The 15,119-nt window shown below is 65.6% G+C and carries 27 protein-coding genes; all 27 read left to right on the forward strand.

Annotation, left to right across the window (positions count from 1 at the left end; genetic code table 11):
- The first annotated feature begins 2 nt into the window (after nucleotides 1-2).
- Nucleotides 3-680: a 50S ribosomal protein L4 gene (gene rplD / locus ABIA33_RS01640; protein WP_370076064.1), complete on the forward strand. Its 678-nt coding sequence runs from the start codon at nucleotides 3-5 to the stop codon at nucleotides 678-680.
- Entirely contained in the window at nucleotides 680-1,009 is a 330-nt protein-coding gene (gene rplW, locus ABIA33_RS01645; protein ID WP_370076066.1) for a 50S ribosomal protein L23, read from the forward strand. Before rplD ends, rplW begins: the two co-directional genes overlap by 1 nt.
- 42 nt (nucleotides 1,010-1,051) lie before the next feature.
- Entirely contained in the window at nucleotides 1,052-1,888 is an 837-nt protein-coding gene (gene rplB / locus ABIA33_RS01650) for a 50S ribosomal protein L2 (RefSeq protein ID WP_370076068.1), read from the forward strand.
- Nucleotides 1,889-1,899: 11 nt separating this feature from the next.
- Entirely contained in the window at nucleotides 1,900-2,181 is a 282-nt protein-coding gene (gene rpsS / locus ABIA33_RS01655) for a 30S ribosomal protein S19 (protein ID WP_034089814.1), read from the forward strand.
- A 46-nt stretch (nucleotides 2,182-2,227) separates the two neighbouring features.
- Complete coding sequence (gene rplV, locus ABIA33_RS01660; RefSeq protein ID WP_370076238.1) at nucleotides 2,228-2,575, forward strand: 50S ribosomal protein L22; 348 nt, start codon at nucleotides 2,228-2,230, stop codon at nucleotides 2,573-2,575.
- Complete coding sequence (rpsC, locus tag ABIA33_RS01665) at nucleotides 2,575-3,414, forward strand: 30S ribosomal protein S3 (RefSeq protein WP_370076070.1); 840 nt, start codon at nucleotides 2,575-2,577, stop codon at nucleotides 3,412-3,414. Before rplV ends, rpsC begins: the two co-directional genes overlap by 1 nt.
- Before the next feature lie 4 nt (nucleotides 3,415-3,418).
- Nucleotides 3,419-3,838 (forward strand): 50S ribosomal protein L16, encoded by a 420-nt coding sequence (gene rplP, locus ABIA33_RS01670; RefSeq protein ID WP_370076072.1) that lies wholly within the window; start codon nucleotides 3,419-3,421, stop codon nucleotides 3,836-3,838.
- On the forward strand, nucleotides 3,838-4,062 hold the full coding sequence (gene rpmC, locus ABIA33_RS01675) for a 50S ribosomal protein L29 (RefSeq protein ID WP_123497034.1): 225 nt from the start codon (nucleotides 3,838-3,840) through the stop codon (nucleotides 4,060-4,062). Before rplP ends, rpmC begins: the two co-directional genes overlap by 1 nt.
- Nucleotides 4,062-4,340, forward strand: coding sequence for a 30S ribosomal protein S17 (gene rpsQ / locus ABIA33_RS01680; RefSeq protein ID WP_370076075.1), 279 nt, complete (start codon nucleotides 4,062-4,064; stop codon nucleotides 4,338-4,340). Before rpmC ends, rpsQ begins: the two co-directional genes overlap by 1 nt.
- A 112-nt stretch (nucleotides 4,341-4,452) precedes the next feature.
- Complete coding sequence (gene rplN, locus ABIA33_RS01685) at nucleotides 4,453-4,824, forward strand: 50S ribosomal protein L14 (RefSeq protein ID WP_030251577.1); 372 nt, start codon at nucleotides 4,453-4,455, stop codon at nucleotides 4,822-4,824.
- Nucleotides 4,825-4,865: 41 nt separating this feature from the next.
- Nucleotides 4,866-5,189: a 50S ribosomal protein L24 gene (gene rplX / locus ABIA33_RS01690; RefSeq protein WP_034093714.1), complete on the forward strand. Its 324-nt coding sequence runs from the start codon at nucleotides 4,866-4,868 to the stop codon at nucleotides 5,187-5,189.
- Nucleotides 5,189-5,758, forward strand: a complete 570-nt coding sequence (rplE, locus tag ABIA33_RS01695; RefSeq protein ID WP_370076077.1) for a 50S ribosomal protein L5 — start codon at nucleotides 5,189-5,191, stop codon at nucleotides 5,756-5,758. Before rplX ends, rplE begins: the two co-directional genes overlap by 1 nt.
- 4 nt (nucleotides 5,759-5,762) lie before the next feature.
- Nucleotides 5,763-5,948 carry a type Z 30S ribosomal protein S14 gene (locus ABIA33_RS01700; RefSeq protein ID WP_123497028.1) on the forward strand — a complete coding sequence of 62 codons (186 nt, stop codon included), beginning with the start codon at nucleotides 5,763-5,765 and terminating at the stop codon, nucleotides 5,946-5,948.
- Nucleotides 5,949-6,158: 210 nt separating this feature from the next.
- Complete coding sequence (rpsH, locus tag ABIA33_RS01705; protein ID WP_370076080.1) at nucleotides 6,159-6,566, forward strand: 30S ribosomal protein S8; 408 nt, start codon at nucleotides 6,159-6,161, stop codon at nucleotides 6,564-6,566.
- A gap of 24 nt (nucleotides 6,567-6,590) precedes the next feature.
- On the forward strand, nucleotides 6,591-7,130 hold the full coding sequence (gene rplF, locus ABIA33_RS01710) for a 50S ribosomal protein L6 (protein WP_370076082.1): 540 nt from the start codon (nucleotides 6,591-6,593) through the stop codon (nucleotides 7,128-7,130).
- Nucleotides 7,131-7,133: 3 nt separating this feature from the next.
- Nucleotides 7,134-7,517, forward strand: a complete 384-nt coding sequence (rplR, locus tag ABIA33_RS01715; RefSeq protein ID WP_370076084.1) for a 50S ribosomal protein L18 — start codon at nucleotides 7,134-7,136, stop codon at nucleotides 7,515-7,517.
- Between the two features lie 45 nt (nucleotides 7,518-7,562).
- Entirely contained in the window at nucleotides 7,563-8,189 is a 627-nt protein-coding gene (rpsE, locus tag ABIA33_RS01720) for a 30S ribosomal protein S5 (protein ID WP_370076086.1), read from the forward strand.
- Nucleotides 8,189-8,371, forward strand: a complete 183-nt coding sequence (gene rpmD, locus ABIA33_RS01725; RefSeq protein WP_030251557.1) for a 50S ribosomal protein L30 — start codon at nucleotides 8,189-8,191, stop codon at nucleotides 8,369-8,371. Before rpsE ends, rpmD begins: the two co-directional genes overlap by 1 nt.
- Before the next feature lies 1 nt (nucleotide 8,372).
- Complete coding sequence (gene rplO, locus ABIA33_RS01730) at nucleotides 8,373-8,828, forward strand: 50S ribosomal protein L15 (RefSeq protein WP_370076088.1); 456 nt, start codon at nucleotides 8,373-8,375, stop codon at nucleotides 8,826-8,828.
- 368 nt (nucleotides 8,829-9,196) lie between these two features.
- Nucleotides 9,197-10,504, forward strand: a complete 1,308-nt coding sequence (secY, locus tag ABIA33_RS01735; protein WP_370076090.1) for a preprotein translocase subunit SecY — start codon at nucleotides 9,197-9,199, stop codon at nucleotides 10,502-10,504.
- Nucleotides 10,504-11,166: an adenylate kinase gene (locus tag ABIA33_RS01740; protein WP_370076092.1), complete on the forward strand. Its 663-nt coding sequence runs from the start codon at nucleotides 10,504-10,506 to the stop codon at nucleotides 11,164-11,166. The genes secY and ABIA33_RS01740 overlap by 1 nt, the downstream gene beginning before the upstream one ends.
- A 131-nt stretch (nucleotides 11,167-11,297) precedes the next feature.
- A complete protein-coding gene (gene map, locus ABIA33_RS01745) occupies nucleotides 11,298-12,131 on the forward strand; it encodes a type I methionyl aminopeptidase (protein ID WP_370076094.1) in 834 nt (277 codons plus the stop codon).
- A 171-nt stretch (nucleotides 12,132-12,302) separates the two neighbouring features.
- On the forward strand, nucleotides 12,303-12,524 hold the full coding sequence (gene infA, locus ABIA33_RS01750; protein WP_003956442.1) for a translation initiation factor IF-1: 222 nt from the start codon (nucleotides 12,303-12,305) through the stop codon (nucleotides 12,522-12,524).
- A 59-nt stretch (nucleotides 12,525-12,583) separates the two neighbouring features.
- Complete coding sequence (rpmJ, locus tag ABIA33_RS01755; protein ID WP_009740505.1) at nucleotides 12,584-12,697, forward strand: 50S ribosomal protein L36; 114 nt, start codon at nucleotides 12,584-12,586, stop codon at nucleotides 12,695-12,697.
- A gap of 201 nt (nucleotides 12,698-12,898) precedes the next feature.
- On the forward strand, nucleotides 12,899-13,279 hold the full coding sequence (gene rpsM, locus ABIA33_RS01760; RefSeq protein ID WP_370076096.1) for a 30S ribosomal protein S13: 381 nt from the start codon (nucleotides 12,899-12,901) through the stop codon (nucleotides 13,277-13,279).
- A gap of 76 nt (nucleotides 13,280-13,355) precedes the next feature.
- Complete coding sequence (gene rpsK, locus ABIA33_RS01765; protein WP_030251538.1) at nucleotides 13,356-13,763, forward strand: 30S ribosomal protein S11; 408 nt, start codon at nucleotides 13,356-13,358, stop codon at nucleotides 13,761-13,763.
- Nucleotides 13,764-13,965: 202 nt separating this feature from the next.
- Nucleotides 13,966-14,985 carry a DNA-directed RNA polymerase subunit alpha gene (locus tag ABIA33_RS01770; protein WP_182446179.1) on the forward strand — a complete coding sequence of 340 codons (1,020 nt, stop codon included), beginning with the start codon at nucleotides 13,966-13,968 and terminating at the stop codon, nucleotides 14,983-14,985.
- The last annotated feature ends 134 nt before the right edge of the window (nucleotides 14,986-15,119 follow it).

Raw genomic sequence — 15,119 nt, forward strand, 5'->3', positions numbered from 1 at the left:
CAATGAGCACCATCAATGTTCTCTCCCCTGCGGGTGAGACCGTCGGCACCGTCGAGCTGCCGGCCGAGATCTTCGACGCGAAGGTCAGCATTCCGCTGATCCACCAGGTCGTGGTGGCCCAGCTGGCTGCGGCCCGCCAGGGTACGCACAAGACCAAGACCCGCGCCGAGGTCCGCGGTGGTGGGCGCAAGCCTTACCGCCAGAAGGGCACCGGCCGCGCCCGTCAGGGTTCGACCCGCGCTCCCCAGTTCGCCGGCGGTGGCGTCGTGCACGGCCCCCAGCCGCGCGACTACTCGCAGCGGACGCCCAAGAAGATGAAGGCCGCCGCACTGCGTGGCGCCCTGACCGACCGGGCCCGCAACTCCCGCATCCACGTCATCACCGGCGTGACCGCGGGCGAGGCGCCGTCCACCAAGGCTGCCCGCATCCTGATCGGCAAGATCAGCGAGCGCAAGAACGTCCTCCTCGTGGTCGAGCGCGACGACGAGCTGGCGATCAAGAGCGCCCGCAACCTGCCCGAGGTGCACATCCTTGACGCCGGTCAGCTGAACACCTACGACGTGCTCGTCTCCGACGATGTGGTCTTCACCCAGGCCGCCTTCGAGCGCTTCGTGACCGGCCCTGCCGCGTCCGCGAAGGCCGTTGCCTCCTCGAGCGAGCTCGAAGGGAGCGACGCCTGATGAGCGACGCGACGATCACCAGCAAGACCTTCACGGACCACCGTGACGTTCTGCTCAAGCCGGTCATCTCGGAGAAGAGCTACGCGCTCCTCGACGAGGGCAAGTACACGTTCATCGTGGCGCCGGGCTCCAACAAGACCCAGATCAAGCAGGCCGTCGAGGCGGTCTTCGCGGTCAAGGTCGCCAACGTCAACACGATCAACCGGGTCGGCAAGCGCAAGCGCTCCAAGACCGGGTTCGGCAAGCGCAAGGACACCAAGCGCGCCATCGTGACGCTGGCAGAGGGCAGCAAGCCCATCGACATCTTCGGGGCTCCGACCACCGCCTGACGGCGAGTCGGATAACCGAAACGGACGAGGACAGAAGAAGCCATGGGCATCCGCAAGTACAAGCCGACAACGCCGGGCCGTCGTGGCTCCAGCGTTGCCGACTTCGTCGAGATCACGCGGTCCGAGCCGGAAAAGTCGCTGGTCCGCCCGCTGCACAGCAAGGGCGGTCGTAACAACGCCGGTCGCGTCACTGTCCGCCACCAGGGTGGCGGTCACAAGCGCGCGTACCGCGTCATCGACTTCCGTCGTCACGACAAGGACGGCGTTCCGGCCAAGGTCGCTCACATCGAGTACGACCCCAACCGCACCGCACGCATCGCACTGCTGCACTACGCAGACGGTGAGAAGCGCTACATCATCGCCCCGGCCAAGCTGGGCCAGGGCGACCGGGTTGAGAACGGCCCTCAGGCCGACATCAAGCCGGGCAACAACCTGCCGCTGCGCAACATCCCGGTCGGTACGGTCATCCACGCCATCGAGCTTCGGCCCGGCGGCGGAGCGAAGATCGCCCGTTCCGCGGGTTCCTCCGTGCAGCTGCTCGCGAAGGAGGGCGTCTACGCCCACCTCCGCATGCCCTCGGGCGAGGTTCGCCTGGTCGACGCCCGCTGCCGCGCCACCATTGGCGAGGTCGGCAACGCCGAGCAGTCGAACATCAACTGGGGCAAGGCCGGCCGTATGCGCTGGAAGGGCGTTCGCCCGACCGTGCGTGGTGTCGCCATGAACCCGATCGACCACCCGCACGGTGGTGGTGAGGGCAAGACCTCCGGTGGTCGCCACCCGGTTTCGCCGTGGGGTCAGAAGGAGGGTCGTACTCGTTCGCCGAAGAAGGCGTCCAACAAGTACATCGTCCGCCGCCGCAAGACGAACAAGAAGCGCTAGGAGCAGTCTCGATGCCGCGCAGCCTCAAGAAGGGGCCCTTCGTCGACGACCACCTCATGAAGAAGGTGGATGTTCAGAACGAAGCAGGTACCCAGAACGTCATCAAGACCTGGTCCCGCCGCTCCATGATCGTGCCGGCGATGCTGGGCCACACCCTCGCGGTGCACGACGGTCGGAAGCACGTCCCGGTGTTCGTCACCGAGTCGATGGTCGGCCACAAGCTCGGCGAGTTCGCGCCGACCCGCACCTTCCGCGGCCATGAGAAGGACGACCGCAAGTCGCGTCGTCGCTGATCAGCGGAAAGCGAAGACCATGACAGACACCAACAAGGGGACAACCATGGAAGCCAGGGCCCAGGCGCGGTACATCCGCGTCACGCCCATGAAGGCCCGCCGCGTGGTGGACCTCATCCGTGGCATGCATGCCACGGAGGCCCAGGCGGTCCTGCGTTTCGCTCCGCAGGCCGCGTCTGTGCCGGTTGGCAAGGTGCTCGACAGCGCCATCGCCAACGCCGTGCACAACTACAACCACAACAACGTGGAGTCGCTGTACGTCGCTGAGGCGTACGTCGACGAGGGCCCGACCCTGAAGCGTTTCCGTCCGCGGGCCCAGGGCCGCGCGTACCGGATCCGCAAGCGGACGAGCCACATCACTGTGGTTCTCGCGTCGAAGGAAGGGACCCGGTAATGGGCCAGAAGGTAAACCCGCATGGGTTCCGCCTCGGTATCACCACGGACTTCAAGTCCCGCTGGTACGCCGACAAGCTGTACAAGGACTACGTCAAGGAAGACGTCGCCATCCGTCGGATGATGTCGTCCGGCATGGAGCGCGCCGGTATCTCGAAGGTTGAGATCGAGCGCACCCGTGACCGCGTGCGGGTGGACATCCACACCGCTCGTCCCGGCATCGTCATCGGCCGTCGCGGCACCGAGGCCGACCGCATCCGCGGCGACCTCGAGAAGCTGACCGGCAAGCAGGTCCAGCTGAACATCCTCGAGGTCAAGAACCCCGAGCTGGACGCCCAGCTCGTGGCTCAGGGCGTCGCGGAGCAGCTGTCCTCCCGCGTCTCCTTCCGTCGCGCCATGCGTAAGAGCATGCAGGGCACGATGAAGTCCGGCGCCAAGGGCATCAAGATCCAGTGCTCCGGTCGTCTCGGCGGCGCCGAGATGTCCCGCTCTGAGTTCTACCGCGAGGGCCGTGTGCCCCTGCACACCCTGCGTGCCAACGTGGACTACGGCTTCTTCGAGGCCAAGACCACCTTCGGTCGCATCGGCGTCAAGGTGTGGATCTACAAGGGCGACGTCAAGAACATCGCCGAGGTTCGCGCCGACAACGCAGCCGCCAAGGCCGGCAACCGTCCGCCCCGCGCGGGTGGCCCGGCCGAGCGTCCCCGTCGTGGTGCTGAGCGCCCCGCCGGTGGCGAGCGCGGTGGCCGTGGCCGTCGTCCGGCAGCCGAGGCTCCGGCCGCGGTGACCGAGGCTCCGGCCGAGGCAGCACCCTCGAACGAAACCGGAACGGAGGCCTGACCCAATGCTGATCCCTCGCAGGGTCAAGCACCGCAAGCAGCACCACCCCAAGCGGCGTGGCATGGCTAAGGGCGGTACCGAGTTGGCGTTCGGCGAGTACGGCCTTCAGGCCGTCACGCCGGCGTACGTGACGAACCGGCAGATCGAGTCCGCTCGTATCTCCATCACTCGTCACATCAAGCGCGGTGGCAAGGTCTGGATCAACATCTACCCGGACCGTCCCCTCACCAAGAAGCCTGCCGAGACCCGCATGGGTTCCGGTAAGGGTTCGCCGGAGTGGTGGATTGCCAACGTGCACCCCGGACGCGTGATGTTCGAGTTGTCGTACCCGAACGAGAAGACTGCGCGCGAGGCGCTTACCCGCGCCGCGCACAAGCTTCCGATGAAGTGCCGGATTGTCCGGCGCGAGGCAGGTGAGAGCTGATGTCGGCCACCACCACGGCTGCAGAGCTTCGCGAGCTGGACGGCGAGGGTCTCGTCGCCAAGCTCCGTGAGGCCAAGGAGGAGCTGTTCAACCTCCGCTTCCAGGCGGCGACCGGACAGCTCGACAACCACGGACGGCTCAAGCTCGTCCGGAAGGACATCGCGCGGATCTACACCCTGATGCGCGAGCGCGAGCTGGGCATCGAGACGGTAGAGAAGGCCTGATGACTGAGAACACCAACGTGACCGAAGCACGCGGCTTCCGCAAGACCCGTGAGGGTCTGGTCGTCAGCGACAAGATGGACAAGACCGTCGTCGTCGCTGTCGAGGACCGCGTCAAGCACGCGCTGTACGGCAAGGTCATCCGCCGTACGAACAAGCTGAAGGCGCACGACGAGACCAACGCCGCGGGTGTCGGCGACCGTGTCCTCCTCATGGAGACCCGGCCGCTGTCCGCGACGAAGAACTGGCGCGTCGTCGAGATCCTCGAGAAGGCCAAGTAGTAACGAACGCGATTGGGCGCGGCTCGTATGTGCCTGAGGTTCCTCTCCGGAGGAACGCTCAGGTGAGCAGCGGGCCGGCCCGGTCCCGATCGTTGACGATCAGGAGAAAGCTGTGATCCAGCAGGAGTCGCGACTGCGTGTCGCCGACAACACGGGCGCGAAGGAAATCCTTTGCATCCGCGTTCTCGGTGGCTCCGGCCGACGCTACGCGGGAATCGGTGACGTCATCGTCGCCACCGTCAAGGACGCGATCCCCGGTGGCAACGTGAAGAAGGGCGATGTGGTCAAGGCCGTCATCGTCCGCACCGTGAAGGAGCGCCGTCGTCCGGACGGTTCCTACATCCGTTTCGACGAGAACGCCGCGGTCATCCTCAAGAACACCGATGGTGACCCGCGCGGCACGCGCATCTTCGGCCCGGTGGGCCGTGAGCTGCGCGACAAGAAGTTCATGAAGATCATCTCGCTTGCGCCGGAGGTGCTCTAGCCATGACGAACCGTGCTGCGAAGTACACCACGAAGAACGCTATGAAGATCAAGAAGGGTGACCTGGTCCAGGTCATCACCGGCAAGGACAAGGGCAAGCAGGGCAAGGTCATTCAGGCCATCCCTACTGAGGACCGCGTTCTGGTCGAGGGTGTCAACCGGGTCAAGAAGCACACCAAGGTCGGCCAGACCGCCCGTGGTGCCCAGACCGGCGGCATCGTGACGACCGAGGCCCCGATCCACGTCAGCAACGTTCAGCTGGTCGTGGAGAAGGACGGCAAGAAGGTCGTCACCCGCGTCGGTTACCGCTTCGATGACGAGGGCAACAAGATCCGCGTTGCCAAGCGAACCGGTGAGGACATCTGATGACCGACACCTCTGTTGAGAAGGTGAACCCCCGTCTCAAGGAGCGCTACCGCTCCGAGATCAAGGGTCAGCTGCAGGAGGAGTTCTCCTACGAGAACGTCATGCTGATCCCCGGCCTGGTCAAGGTCGTGGTCAACATGGGCGTGGGCGACGCCGCCCGCGACTCCAAGCTGATCGACGGTGCGGTCAAGGACCTCACCGCGATCACCGGTCAGAAGCCGACCGTGACCAAGGCTCGCAAGTCCATCGCGCAGTTCAAGCTGCGTGAGGGCCAGCCGATCGGTACCCACGTCACCCTTCGTGGCGACCGCATGTGGGAGTTCCTGGACCGTCTGGTGTCGCTGGCGCTTCCGCGCATCCGCGACTTCCGCGGCCTGTCGCCGAAGCAGTTCGACGGCAAGGGCAACTACACCTTCGGTCTGACCGAGCAGGTCATGTTCCACGAGATCGACCAGGACAAGGTCGACCGCCAGCGCGGCATGGACATCACCGTGGTCACCACTGCCCAGACCGACGACGAGGGCCGGGCGCTGCTGCGTGCCCTTGGCTTCCCGTTCAAGGAGAACTGAGCACATGGCTAAGAAGTCCCTCATCGCGAAGGCGGAGCGCAAGCCGAAGTTCGGCGTCCGGGGTTACACCCGCTGCCAGCGCTGCGGCCGTCCGCACTCCGTGTACCGCAAGTTCGGTCTCTGCCGCATCTGCCTTCGTGAGATGGCACACCGCGGCGAGCTGCCGGGCGTCACCAAGAGCTCCTGGTAGTCCAGGACTTCTGGGTAAGCATCCGGGTTAGCAGGGCCCCCGACCGCACCGCTTTTGGAACTCCCCAGGGAGTCCCGTAAGGTGGTGAGGTCGGGGCCTCGCGCCCCTGATTCGTCTTACTACACCGCAGGTCCCCGCGCCGCGCCCGCTCTGGTTCAACCCCGGGCTGCGCGCTTCGGGAAACCGCGGTGAGAGAGGCCACAGGCCATCATGACCATGACCGACCCGATCGCAGACATGCTGACGCGTCTGCGAAACGCGAACTCGGCCTACCACGACACTGTCGTGATGCCCCACAGCAAGATCAAGACTCACATCGCCGAGATCCTCCAGCAGGAGGGCTACATCACGGGATGGAAGGTTGAGGAGCCGAAGGAGGGCGAGGTCGGCAAGAAGCTGACACTCGACCTCAAGTTCGGCCCGAACCGTGAGCGCTCGATCGCGGGCATCAAGCGGATCTCCAAGCCGGGTCTGCGGGTCTACACCAAGTCCACCAGCATGCCGAAGGTGCTCGGCGGCCTGGGCGTGGCGATCATCTCCACGTCCGCAGGTCTGCTCACCGGACAGCAGGCAGCCAAGAAGGGCGTGGGTGGGGAAGTCCTCGCCTACGTCTGGTAACTAAGGGAATTCGGAGGTACAGCAATGTCTCGCATTGGACGGCTGCCCATCCCGGTTCCCGCCGGCGTGGACGTCACCATCGATGGCCGCACGGTCTCGGTCAAGGGCCCCAAGGGTTCCCTTGCCCACACCGTTGCCGCGCCGATCGACATCGCCAAGGGTGAGGACGGCACTCTGCTCGTCACCCGCCCCAACGACGAGCGTATGTCTAAGGCCCTGCACGGCCTTTCCCGCACGCTGGTGGCGAACATGATCACCGGCGTGACCGCGGGCTACCGCAAGTCGCTCGAGATCAGCGGGGTCGGCTACCGCGTCGCAGCGAAGGGCTCCTCCATGGAGTTCGCGCTCGGCTACAGCCACCCGATCCTGATCGAGGCCCCCGAGGGCATCGCCTTCGTGGTCGAGTCGCCCACCAAGTTCCACGTGGACGGCATCGACAAGCAGCAGGTTGGCGAGGTGGCTGCGAAGATCCGCAAGCTGCGCAAGCCCGACCCGTACAAGGCCAAGGGTGTCAAGTACGCCGGCGAGGTCATCCGCCGCAAGGTCGGAAAGAGTGGTAAGTAGCTCATGAGCCTCAGTGTGAAGATCGGTAAGGGCAACGGTTACAAGGCCGCCGCCCGCAAGCGCCGCGCCATCCGCGTCCGCAAGCGCGTCTCCGGTACGCCGGTGCGTCCGCGCCTGGTCGTGTCTCGTTCCAACCGCCACATCGTGGCGCAGGTGATCGACGACCTCGCGGGCCACACGCTGGCTTCGGCGTCCACCCTCGACGTGTCCATCAAGGGCGTCGACGGTGACAAGACCGAGCAGGCAAAGAAGGTCGGAGCCCTGGTCGCCGAGCGCGCCAAGGCTGCCGGCGTCGAGTCGGTCGTCTTTGACCGCGCGGGCAACCAGTACGCCGGGCGCATCGCCGCCCTGGCGGACGCTGCCCGCGAGGCCGGGCTCGACTTCTGACCCGCTCGCCCAAGCTGGCGGACGTAAACGAGAGAGGTAAATCCAATGGCTGGACCCCAGCGCCGCGGTAGCGGCGCCGGCGGCGGCACCGGCGGTGGCGAGCGGCGTGACCGTAAGCGGGATGGTCGTGACGGCGCTCCCGTCGTCGAGAAGACCGCGTACGTCGAGCGTGTTGTCGCGATCAACCGTGTCGCCAAGGTTGTCAAGGGTGGTCGTCGTTTCAGCTTCACCGCGCTGGTCGTGGTGGGCGACGGTGACGGCACCGTAGGTGTCGGTTACGGCAAGGCCAAGGAAGTTCCCGCGGCCATCGCCAAGGGTGTCGAGGAAGCGAAGAAGAACTTCTTCAAGGTTCCCCGTATCCAGGGCACCATCCCCCACCCGATCACGGGTGAGAGGGCCGCGGGCGTCGTCCTGCTCAAGCCGGCTTCGCCGGGTACCGGTGTTATCGCCGGTGGTCCCGTGCGCGCCGTGCTCGAGTGCGCCGGCGTTCACGACATCCTGTCGAAGTCCATGGGCTCCGACAACGCGATCAACGTCGTGCACGCCACGGTCGCGGCACTGAAGGGCCTTCAGCGCCCCGAAGAGGTCGCCGCCCGTCGTGGACTGCCGCTGGAGGACGTCGCTCCCGCAGCCCTGCTGCGTGCGCGTGCTGCTGGGCAGGGGGCTGCGTAATGGCTCGCCTGAAGATCACGCAGACCAAGTCCTACATCGGCAGCAAGCAGAACCACCGTGACACCCTGCGTTCGCTTGGTCTCAAGCGCATGCACGACGTGGTCGTGAAGGAGGACCGTCCCGAGATCCGCGGGATGGCCCAGACCGTCCGTCACCTCGTCACGGTCGAGGAGGTGGACTGAAATGGCGGAGCAGAACCCGCTGAAGATCCACAACCTGCGGCCCGCCCCGGGTGCCAAGACCGCCAAGACCCGTGTCGGTCGTGGTGAGGCATCCAAGGGTAAGACCGCCGGTCGTGGTACCAAGGGCACCAAGGCGCGTTACCAGGTGCCGGCGCGCTTCGAGGGTGGCCAGATGCCCCTTCACATGCGTCTGCCGAAGCTCAAGGGCTTCAAGAACCCGTTCCGGGTGGAGTTCCAGGTCGTGAACCTGGACAAGCTCGGTGCGCTCTACCCCGAGGGTGGCGAGGTCACCGTCGAGGACCTGGTCGCCAAGGGCGCGGTTCGCAAGAACTCGCTCGTCAAGGTGCTCGGCACCGGTGAGATCACCGTCGCGCTGCAGGTTTCGGTTGACGCCGTCTCCGGCTCCGCGGCTGAGAAGATCACCGCTGCCGGTGGCACGGTCACTGAGCTCATCTAGTCAGTCGCCGCCGCGACGGCAGGGTCGTCGAGCTCATCTGGGACTCGTCTCAGACCTCGGCTGACAAGCCTTCAGGGCCGGGCCCGTCGCTCTTCGGAGTGACGGGTCCGGCCTTTTGGCTTCCCGAATCCGGACATTGCGGGGTTCGGGGGCCTGTTGTGGTCCGAAGGTCTCGGGCACGTGCTTCATACGGGCGCCCACAGACTGTTAGAGTCCGTGGAGTCCACTTGTAGGTTGGCCGCAGGCTGTGCTTGCGAACCGTCGACCGGCAGGCGGCAGAACCCACCTTCCGGCCCTGTTTCGATTCGTGCTGGGTCCAGATACACCGTCCCTCCCGCCGCTCTCGGCAGGGAGCTGCAGGAGGCACCGTGCTCACCGCGTTCGCCCGGGCGTTCAAGACGCCCGACCTGCGCAAGAAGCTGCTGTTCACGCTGGGCATCATGGTCGTCTTCCGGATGGGTGCGCACATCCCTGTCCCCGGAGTGGACTTCAAGGCTGTCCAGGCGTGTGTCAACGCGTCGAAGTCGAGCGGTTCCAACCTGCTCGGGCTGGTCAACCTGTTCAGCGGCGGCGCGCTACTGCAGATCACGATCTTCGCGCTGGGCATCATGCCCTACATCACGTCCAGCATCATCCTTCAGCTGCTGACGGTGGTGATCCCGCGTCTGGACGCCCTCAAGAAGGAGGGCCAGGCCGGTCAGACGAAGATCACGCAGTACACCCGCTACCTGACCATCGCGCTGGCGGTGCTCCAGGCGACCGGCATCGTGGCCACGGCGTCCACCGGCGCCCTGTTCAGCGGTGTGACCTGTGACACCAGCAAGATCGTGCCGAACACGGGGGTCTTCTCCATCGCGGTCATGGTCATCACCATGACCGCGGGCACCACGGTGATCATGTGGCTCGGTGAGCTGATCACCGACCGGGGCATCGGCAACGGCATGTCGATCCTGATCTTCACCTCGGTGGCGGCCGGCTTCCCGTCCTCGCTCTGGCTGATCAAGACCAGCAAGGGCTGGGCGACCTTCGTCTTCGTCGTCATCATGGGCCTGGCCATGGTCGCCCTGGTGGTCTTCGTCGAGCAGGCGCAGCGCCGCATCCCGGTGCAGTACGCCAAGCGGATGATCGGCCGCCGAGCGTACGGCGGGACCTCGACCTACATTCCGCTGAAGGTCAACCAGGCCGGTGTGATCCCGGTCATCTTCGCGAGCTCGCTGCTCTACATCCCCGGGCTGATCGTCAAGCTCAGCGGAAGCACGGCGCCGTGGGCGGTCTGGGTCGACACAAACCTGGTCAAGAGCGACAAGCCGCTCTATGCCCTGATGTACTTCCTGCTGATCGTCTTCTTCGCCTTCTTCTACGTCGCCATCTCCTTCAACCCCGAAGAAGTTGCCGACAACATGAAGAAGTATGGTGGCTTCATCCCGGGCATCCGGGCGGGCCGCCCGACGGCCGAATACCTGAACTACGTGTTGACCAGGATCACCTGGCCGGGCTCCCTGTACCTGGGCCTGATCGCCATGGTTCCGTTGGTCGCGCTCGGGTTGTTCGGCGCGTCACAGAACTTCCCGTTCGGCGGTACGAGCATTCTGATCGTTGTCGGTGTCGGCCTTGAAACTGTGAAGCAGATCGAGAGCCAGCTCCAGCAGCGCAACTACGAAGGGTTCCTCCGCTGATGCGTATTGTCCTCGTCGGACCGCCCGGGGCAGGGAAGGGTACTCAGGCCGCACTGCTGGCCAAGACTCTGTCCATCCCGCACGTGTCCACCGGTGACCTCTTCCGCGCCAACATCAGCCAGGGCACCGAGCTCGGGCTCGCTGCCAAGAGCATCATGGACGCCGGACAGCTCGTCCCGGACGAGGTGACCATCGCCATGGCCAAGGACCGCCTGGCCGAGCCGGATGCCGCCAACGGCTTCCTGCTGGACGGCTTCCCGCGGAACGTCACCCAGGCCGTGGCGCTGGACGAGATCCTGAAGGAGTGGGGGATCTCGCTCGACGGTGTGCTGGACCTGGAGGTCCCCGAGGACGAGGTGGTGCGCCGGATCGCCGGTCGCCGTACCTGTCGCAACAACAACCAGCACATCTTCCACGTGGAGTACAAGCGGCCACAGGTCGACGGCGTCTGCGACATCTGCGGCGGGGAGCTCTACCAGCGGGGCGACGACACCGAGGAGACGGTGCGGACCCGGCTGGAGGTCTACCACACGCAGACCGAGCCGATCATCGAGTACTACCAGGAGCAGGGCCTGGTCACCACCATCCTCGCGATGGGCAGTGTCGACGAGGTGACGCGGCGCGCGATCGAGGCGCTGCGCAAGGACGAGGACGAGGACTGACCCAGGTCAGTGCCGCAGGACCGGCCGTGACGCCCCTGGGTGTCACGGCCGGAGCACGTTTCAGGACAGGGCCGTACCGTGGAACGGTCGGCAACGAGGAAGAACCAGTAGTGCTGGGAAGGCGAGCGAGCATGGTTGAGATCAAGACCCCCGAGCAGATCGCGAAGATGCGGGAGGCGGGACTGGTCGTCGCCGAAGCGCTCAAGGCGTGCCGCGAGGCGGTCGCGCCCGGCATCACCACGGGCGAGCTCAACGCCATCGCCGCGAAGGTGATCAGCGACCACGGGGCCAAGTCCAACTTCCTTGGCTACCACGGCTTCACGGGTGTGATCTGCGCCTCCGTCAACGACGAGGTGGTGCACGGCATCCCCGGAGACCGGAAGCTCGCCGACGGTGACATCATCTCGATCGACTGCGGCGCGATCGTGGACGGCTGGCACGGCGACGCAGCGATCACCGTCTTCGTCGGCGGCGGCCACGCGCCGGAACTGCACCTGCTCAGCCAGGTCACCGAGGACTCGATGTGGGCCGGCATCGCCGCGGTGAAGAAGAACAACCGGCTCTCGGACATCAGTCGCGCCATCGAGGGCTACATCCGCCGGCAGCCGCTGCCGCCCAAGGGCAAGTACGGCATCATCGAGGACTTCGGCGGCCACGGCATCGGCACCGAGATGCACATGGACCCGCACCTGCTCAACTACGTCGACCGCAAGCGCGGCCGCGGCCCCAAGCTGGTTCCCGGCTTCTGCATCGCCATCGAGCCGATGGTCAGTCTGGGCACGCCCAAGACGCACACGCTGGCCGACGAATGGACCGTCAAGACCAACGACGGCACCTGGGCCTCGCACTGGGAGCACTCCATCGCCGTGACCGAGGAGGGGCCGCTGGTCCTCACCGCGTTCGACGGCGGCCGGGCCCGGCTGTCGGAACTGGGCATCACCGCCGCCCCCGACCCGCTGGGCTGACACGGTTCCGGTGGATTTCACTATCGCTTGTCCGCTGACGTAGACTGCTGTGTCGGCTCACTCGTAGCTTGCTCCCGCATGCCTTCGCCCATTGTGGCGAGGTGGACTTAGCGGTCCCTGCGTGAGTGCCGACTACGGTAGTCGAACCCCGGAAGGCGATACCCGCAGGACATGGCCAAAAAGCAAGGCGCCATCGAGATCGAGGGCACCGTCATCGAGTCTCTGCCGAACGCCATGTTCAAGGTAGAGCTGCAGAACGGGCACAAAGTCCTCGCCCACATCAGCGGCAAGATGCGTATGCACTACATCCGCATCCTCCCGGACGATCGGGTCGTCGTCGAGCTCAGCCCGTACGACCTGACCCGTGGACGCATCGTCTACCGGTACAAGTAAGCAGCAGATCTCGCGCCGCGTTGACTCGCGGCGCGCTCGACCCGGAGAACCTGAATCCCATGAAGGTCAAGCCGAGCGTCAAGAAGATCTGCGACAAGTGCAAGGTGATCCGCCGTCACGGTCGGGTCATGGTGATCTGCGAGAACCTGCGTCACAAGCAGCGTCAGGGCTGATCACTTCCCTTCACGGGTCGTAACTCTTCGCGCGACGCGAAAAACAACATGAAGCGGGATGCCCGATCCGCACGTAGGTCAATCTGCACAGATTGACCGACGAGCGGACTGCCACCCTCGGTCCGGAGGCCGGGGCTCGACCAGCACAGCTGGCCGGGAGGCATCGCGTCAGACCTCCGAAGGAACACAGGAGCCACATTCATGGCACGCCTTTCCGGCGTTGATCTCCCTCGCGAAAAGCGGATCGAGATCGCCCTCACCTACGTGTACGGCATCGGCCGTACCCGCTCGCAGCAGGCTCTCTCCGAGACCGGCGTGAACCCGAACATCCGTGTTCGTGACCTCGCCGAGGAAGACCTCATCAAGCTGCGCGACTTCGTCGACGCCAACTACAAGGTCGAGGGTGACCTCCGCCGCGAGGTCCAGGCCGACATCCGCCGCAAGGTCGAGATCGGCTGCTACGAGGGCATCCGCCACCGTCGTGGCCTCCCGGTCCGCGGTCAGAGGACCCACACCAACGCTCGTACTCGCAAGGGTCCGCGTCGCGCGATTGCCGGCAAGAAGAAGCCCGGCAAGAAGTAGTCCGCCCCACTAACCGGACTTCACATCCGGCCCGCTGGGCTAGCGGACCGACCACCTCAGTAGGAGAAACAGACTTATGCCCCCCAAGGGTCGTCAGGCTGCCGGCGCGAAGAAGATCCGCCGCAAGGAAAAGAAGAACGTGGCTCACGGCCACGCGCACATCAAGAGCACGTTCAACAACACCATCGTCTCGATCACGGACCCCTCGGGCAACGTGATCGCGTGGGCGTCCTCGGGCCACGTCGGCTTCAAGGGCTCCCGCAAGTCGACTCCGTTCGCCGCGCAGATGGCCGCGGAGGCTGCCGCGCGTCGTGCCCAGGAGCACGGCATGCGCAAGGTCGACGTCTTCGTGAAGGGTCCGGGCTCCGGCCGCGAGACCGCGATCCGCTCCATCCAGGCCACCGGCCTGGAGGTCGGCTCGATCCAGGACGTCACCCCCACCCCGCACAACGGCTGCCGCCCGCCCAAGCGTCGCCGCGTCTGACCGTTCGCCGTTTTGGCGCTTGGTCCAAGCGAGTGCCTCGTCTGAGATCGTTCGCCGTTTTGGCGCTTGGTCCAAGCGAGTGCCTCGTCTGACCGTTCGGCAGGCAATCGCCTGAGGATACGGCCCCCTTACACCAGGGGGCCGTATCCTTGCTTTCGTCGGCATCAAATAGTGGGTGCCGAAGACCACTGGAGGAACACCCATGCTGATCGCTCAGCGCCCGTCGCTGACCGAAGAGGTCGTCGACGAATTCCGCTCCCGGTTCGTGATCGAGCCGCTGGAGCCGGGCTTCGGCTACACCCTCGGCAACTCGCTCCGTCGCACGCTCCTCTCCTCGATTCCCGGCGCTGCTGTCACCAGCATCCGGATCGACGGTGTCCTGCACGAGTTCACCACCGTGCCGGGCGTCAAGGAGGACGTCACCGACCTCATCCTGAACATCAAGCAGCTGGTCGTCTCCTCGGAGCACGACGAGCCCGTCGTGATGTACCTGCGCAAGCAGGGCCCGGGTCTGGTCACCGCCGCCGACATCGCGCCCCCGGCCGGTGTCGAGGTGCACAACCCCGAGCTGGTCCTCGCCACGCTCAACGGCAAGGGCAAGCTGGAGATGGAGCTGACCGTCGAGCGCGGTCGCGGCTACGTCTCCGCCGTGCAGAACAAGCAGTCGGGCCAGGAGATCGGCCGTATCCCGGTCGACTCCATCTACAGCCCGGTGCTCAAGGTCACCTACAAGGTCGAGGCGACCCGAGTCGAGCAGCGTACCGACTTCGACAAGCTCATCGTCGACGTCGAGACCAAGCCCGCCATGCGTCCCCGTGACGCCATGGCCTCGGCCGGCAAGACCCTGGTGGAGCTGTTCGGTCTCGCCCGCGAGCTGAACATCGACGCCGAGGGCATCGACATGGGCCCGTCCCCCACGGACGCCGCCCTGGCCGCCGACCTCGCCCTGCCGATCGAGGAGCTCGAGCTCACCGTTCGGTCGTACAACTGCCTCAAGCGCGAGGGCATCCACTCCGTGGGTGAGCTCGTCGCCCGCTCCGAGGCCGACCTGCTCGACATTCGCAACTTTGGTGCGAAGTCGATCGACGAGGTCAAGGCGAAGCTGGCCGGCATGGGCCTGGCCCTCAAGGACAGCCCGCCCGGATTCGACCCGACCGCCGCCGCCGACGCCTTCGGCGCCGACGACGACGACCCGGGCTTCGCGGAGACCGAGCAGTACTGAGATTGATCGAATAGGGGATCGCTCCGGCGGTCCCCTATTCTTGAGAGCTGCATTGCTTGAAAGCTGCACTGCATCCCAAGTCGTTCGGGCAACAGCGCCCGTACGCCCGCCCCGGTACCTGATACGGCCGGGGG

This window comes from Streptacidiphilus sp. MAP12-16, from assembly GCF_041262165.1.
Classification (GTDB): domain Bacteria; phylum Actinomycetota; class Actinomycetes; order Streptomycetales; family Streptomycetaceae; genus Streptacidiphilus.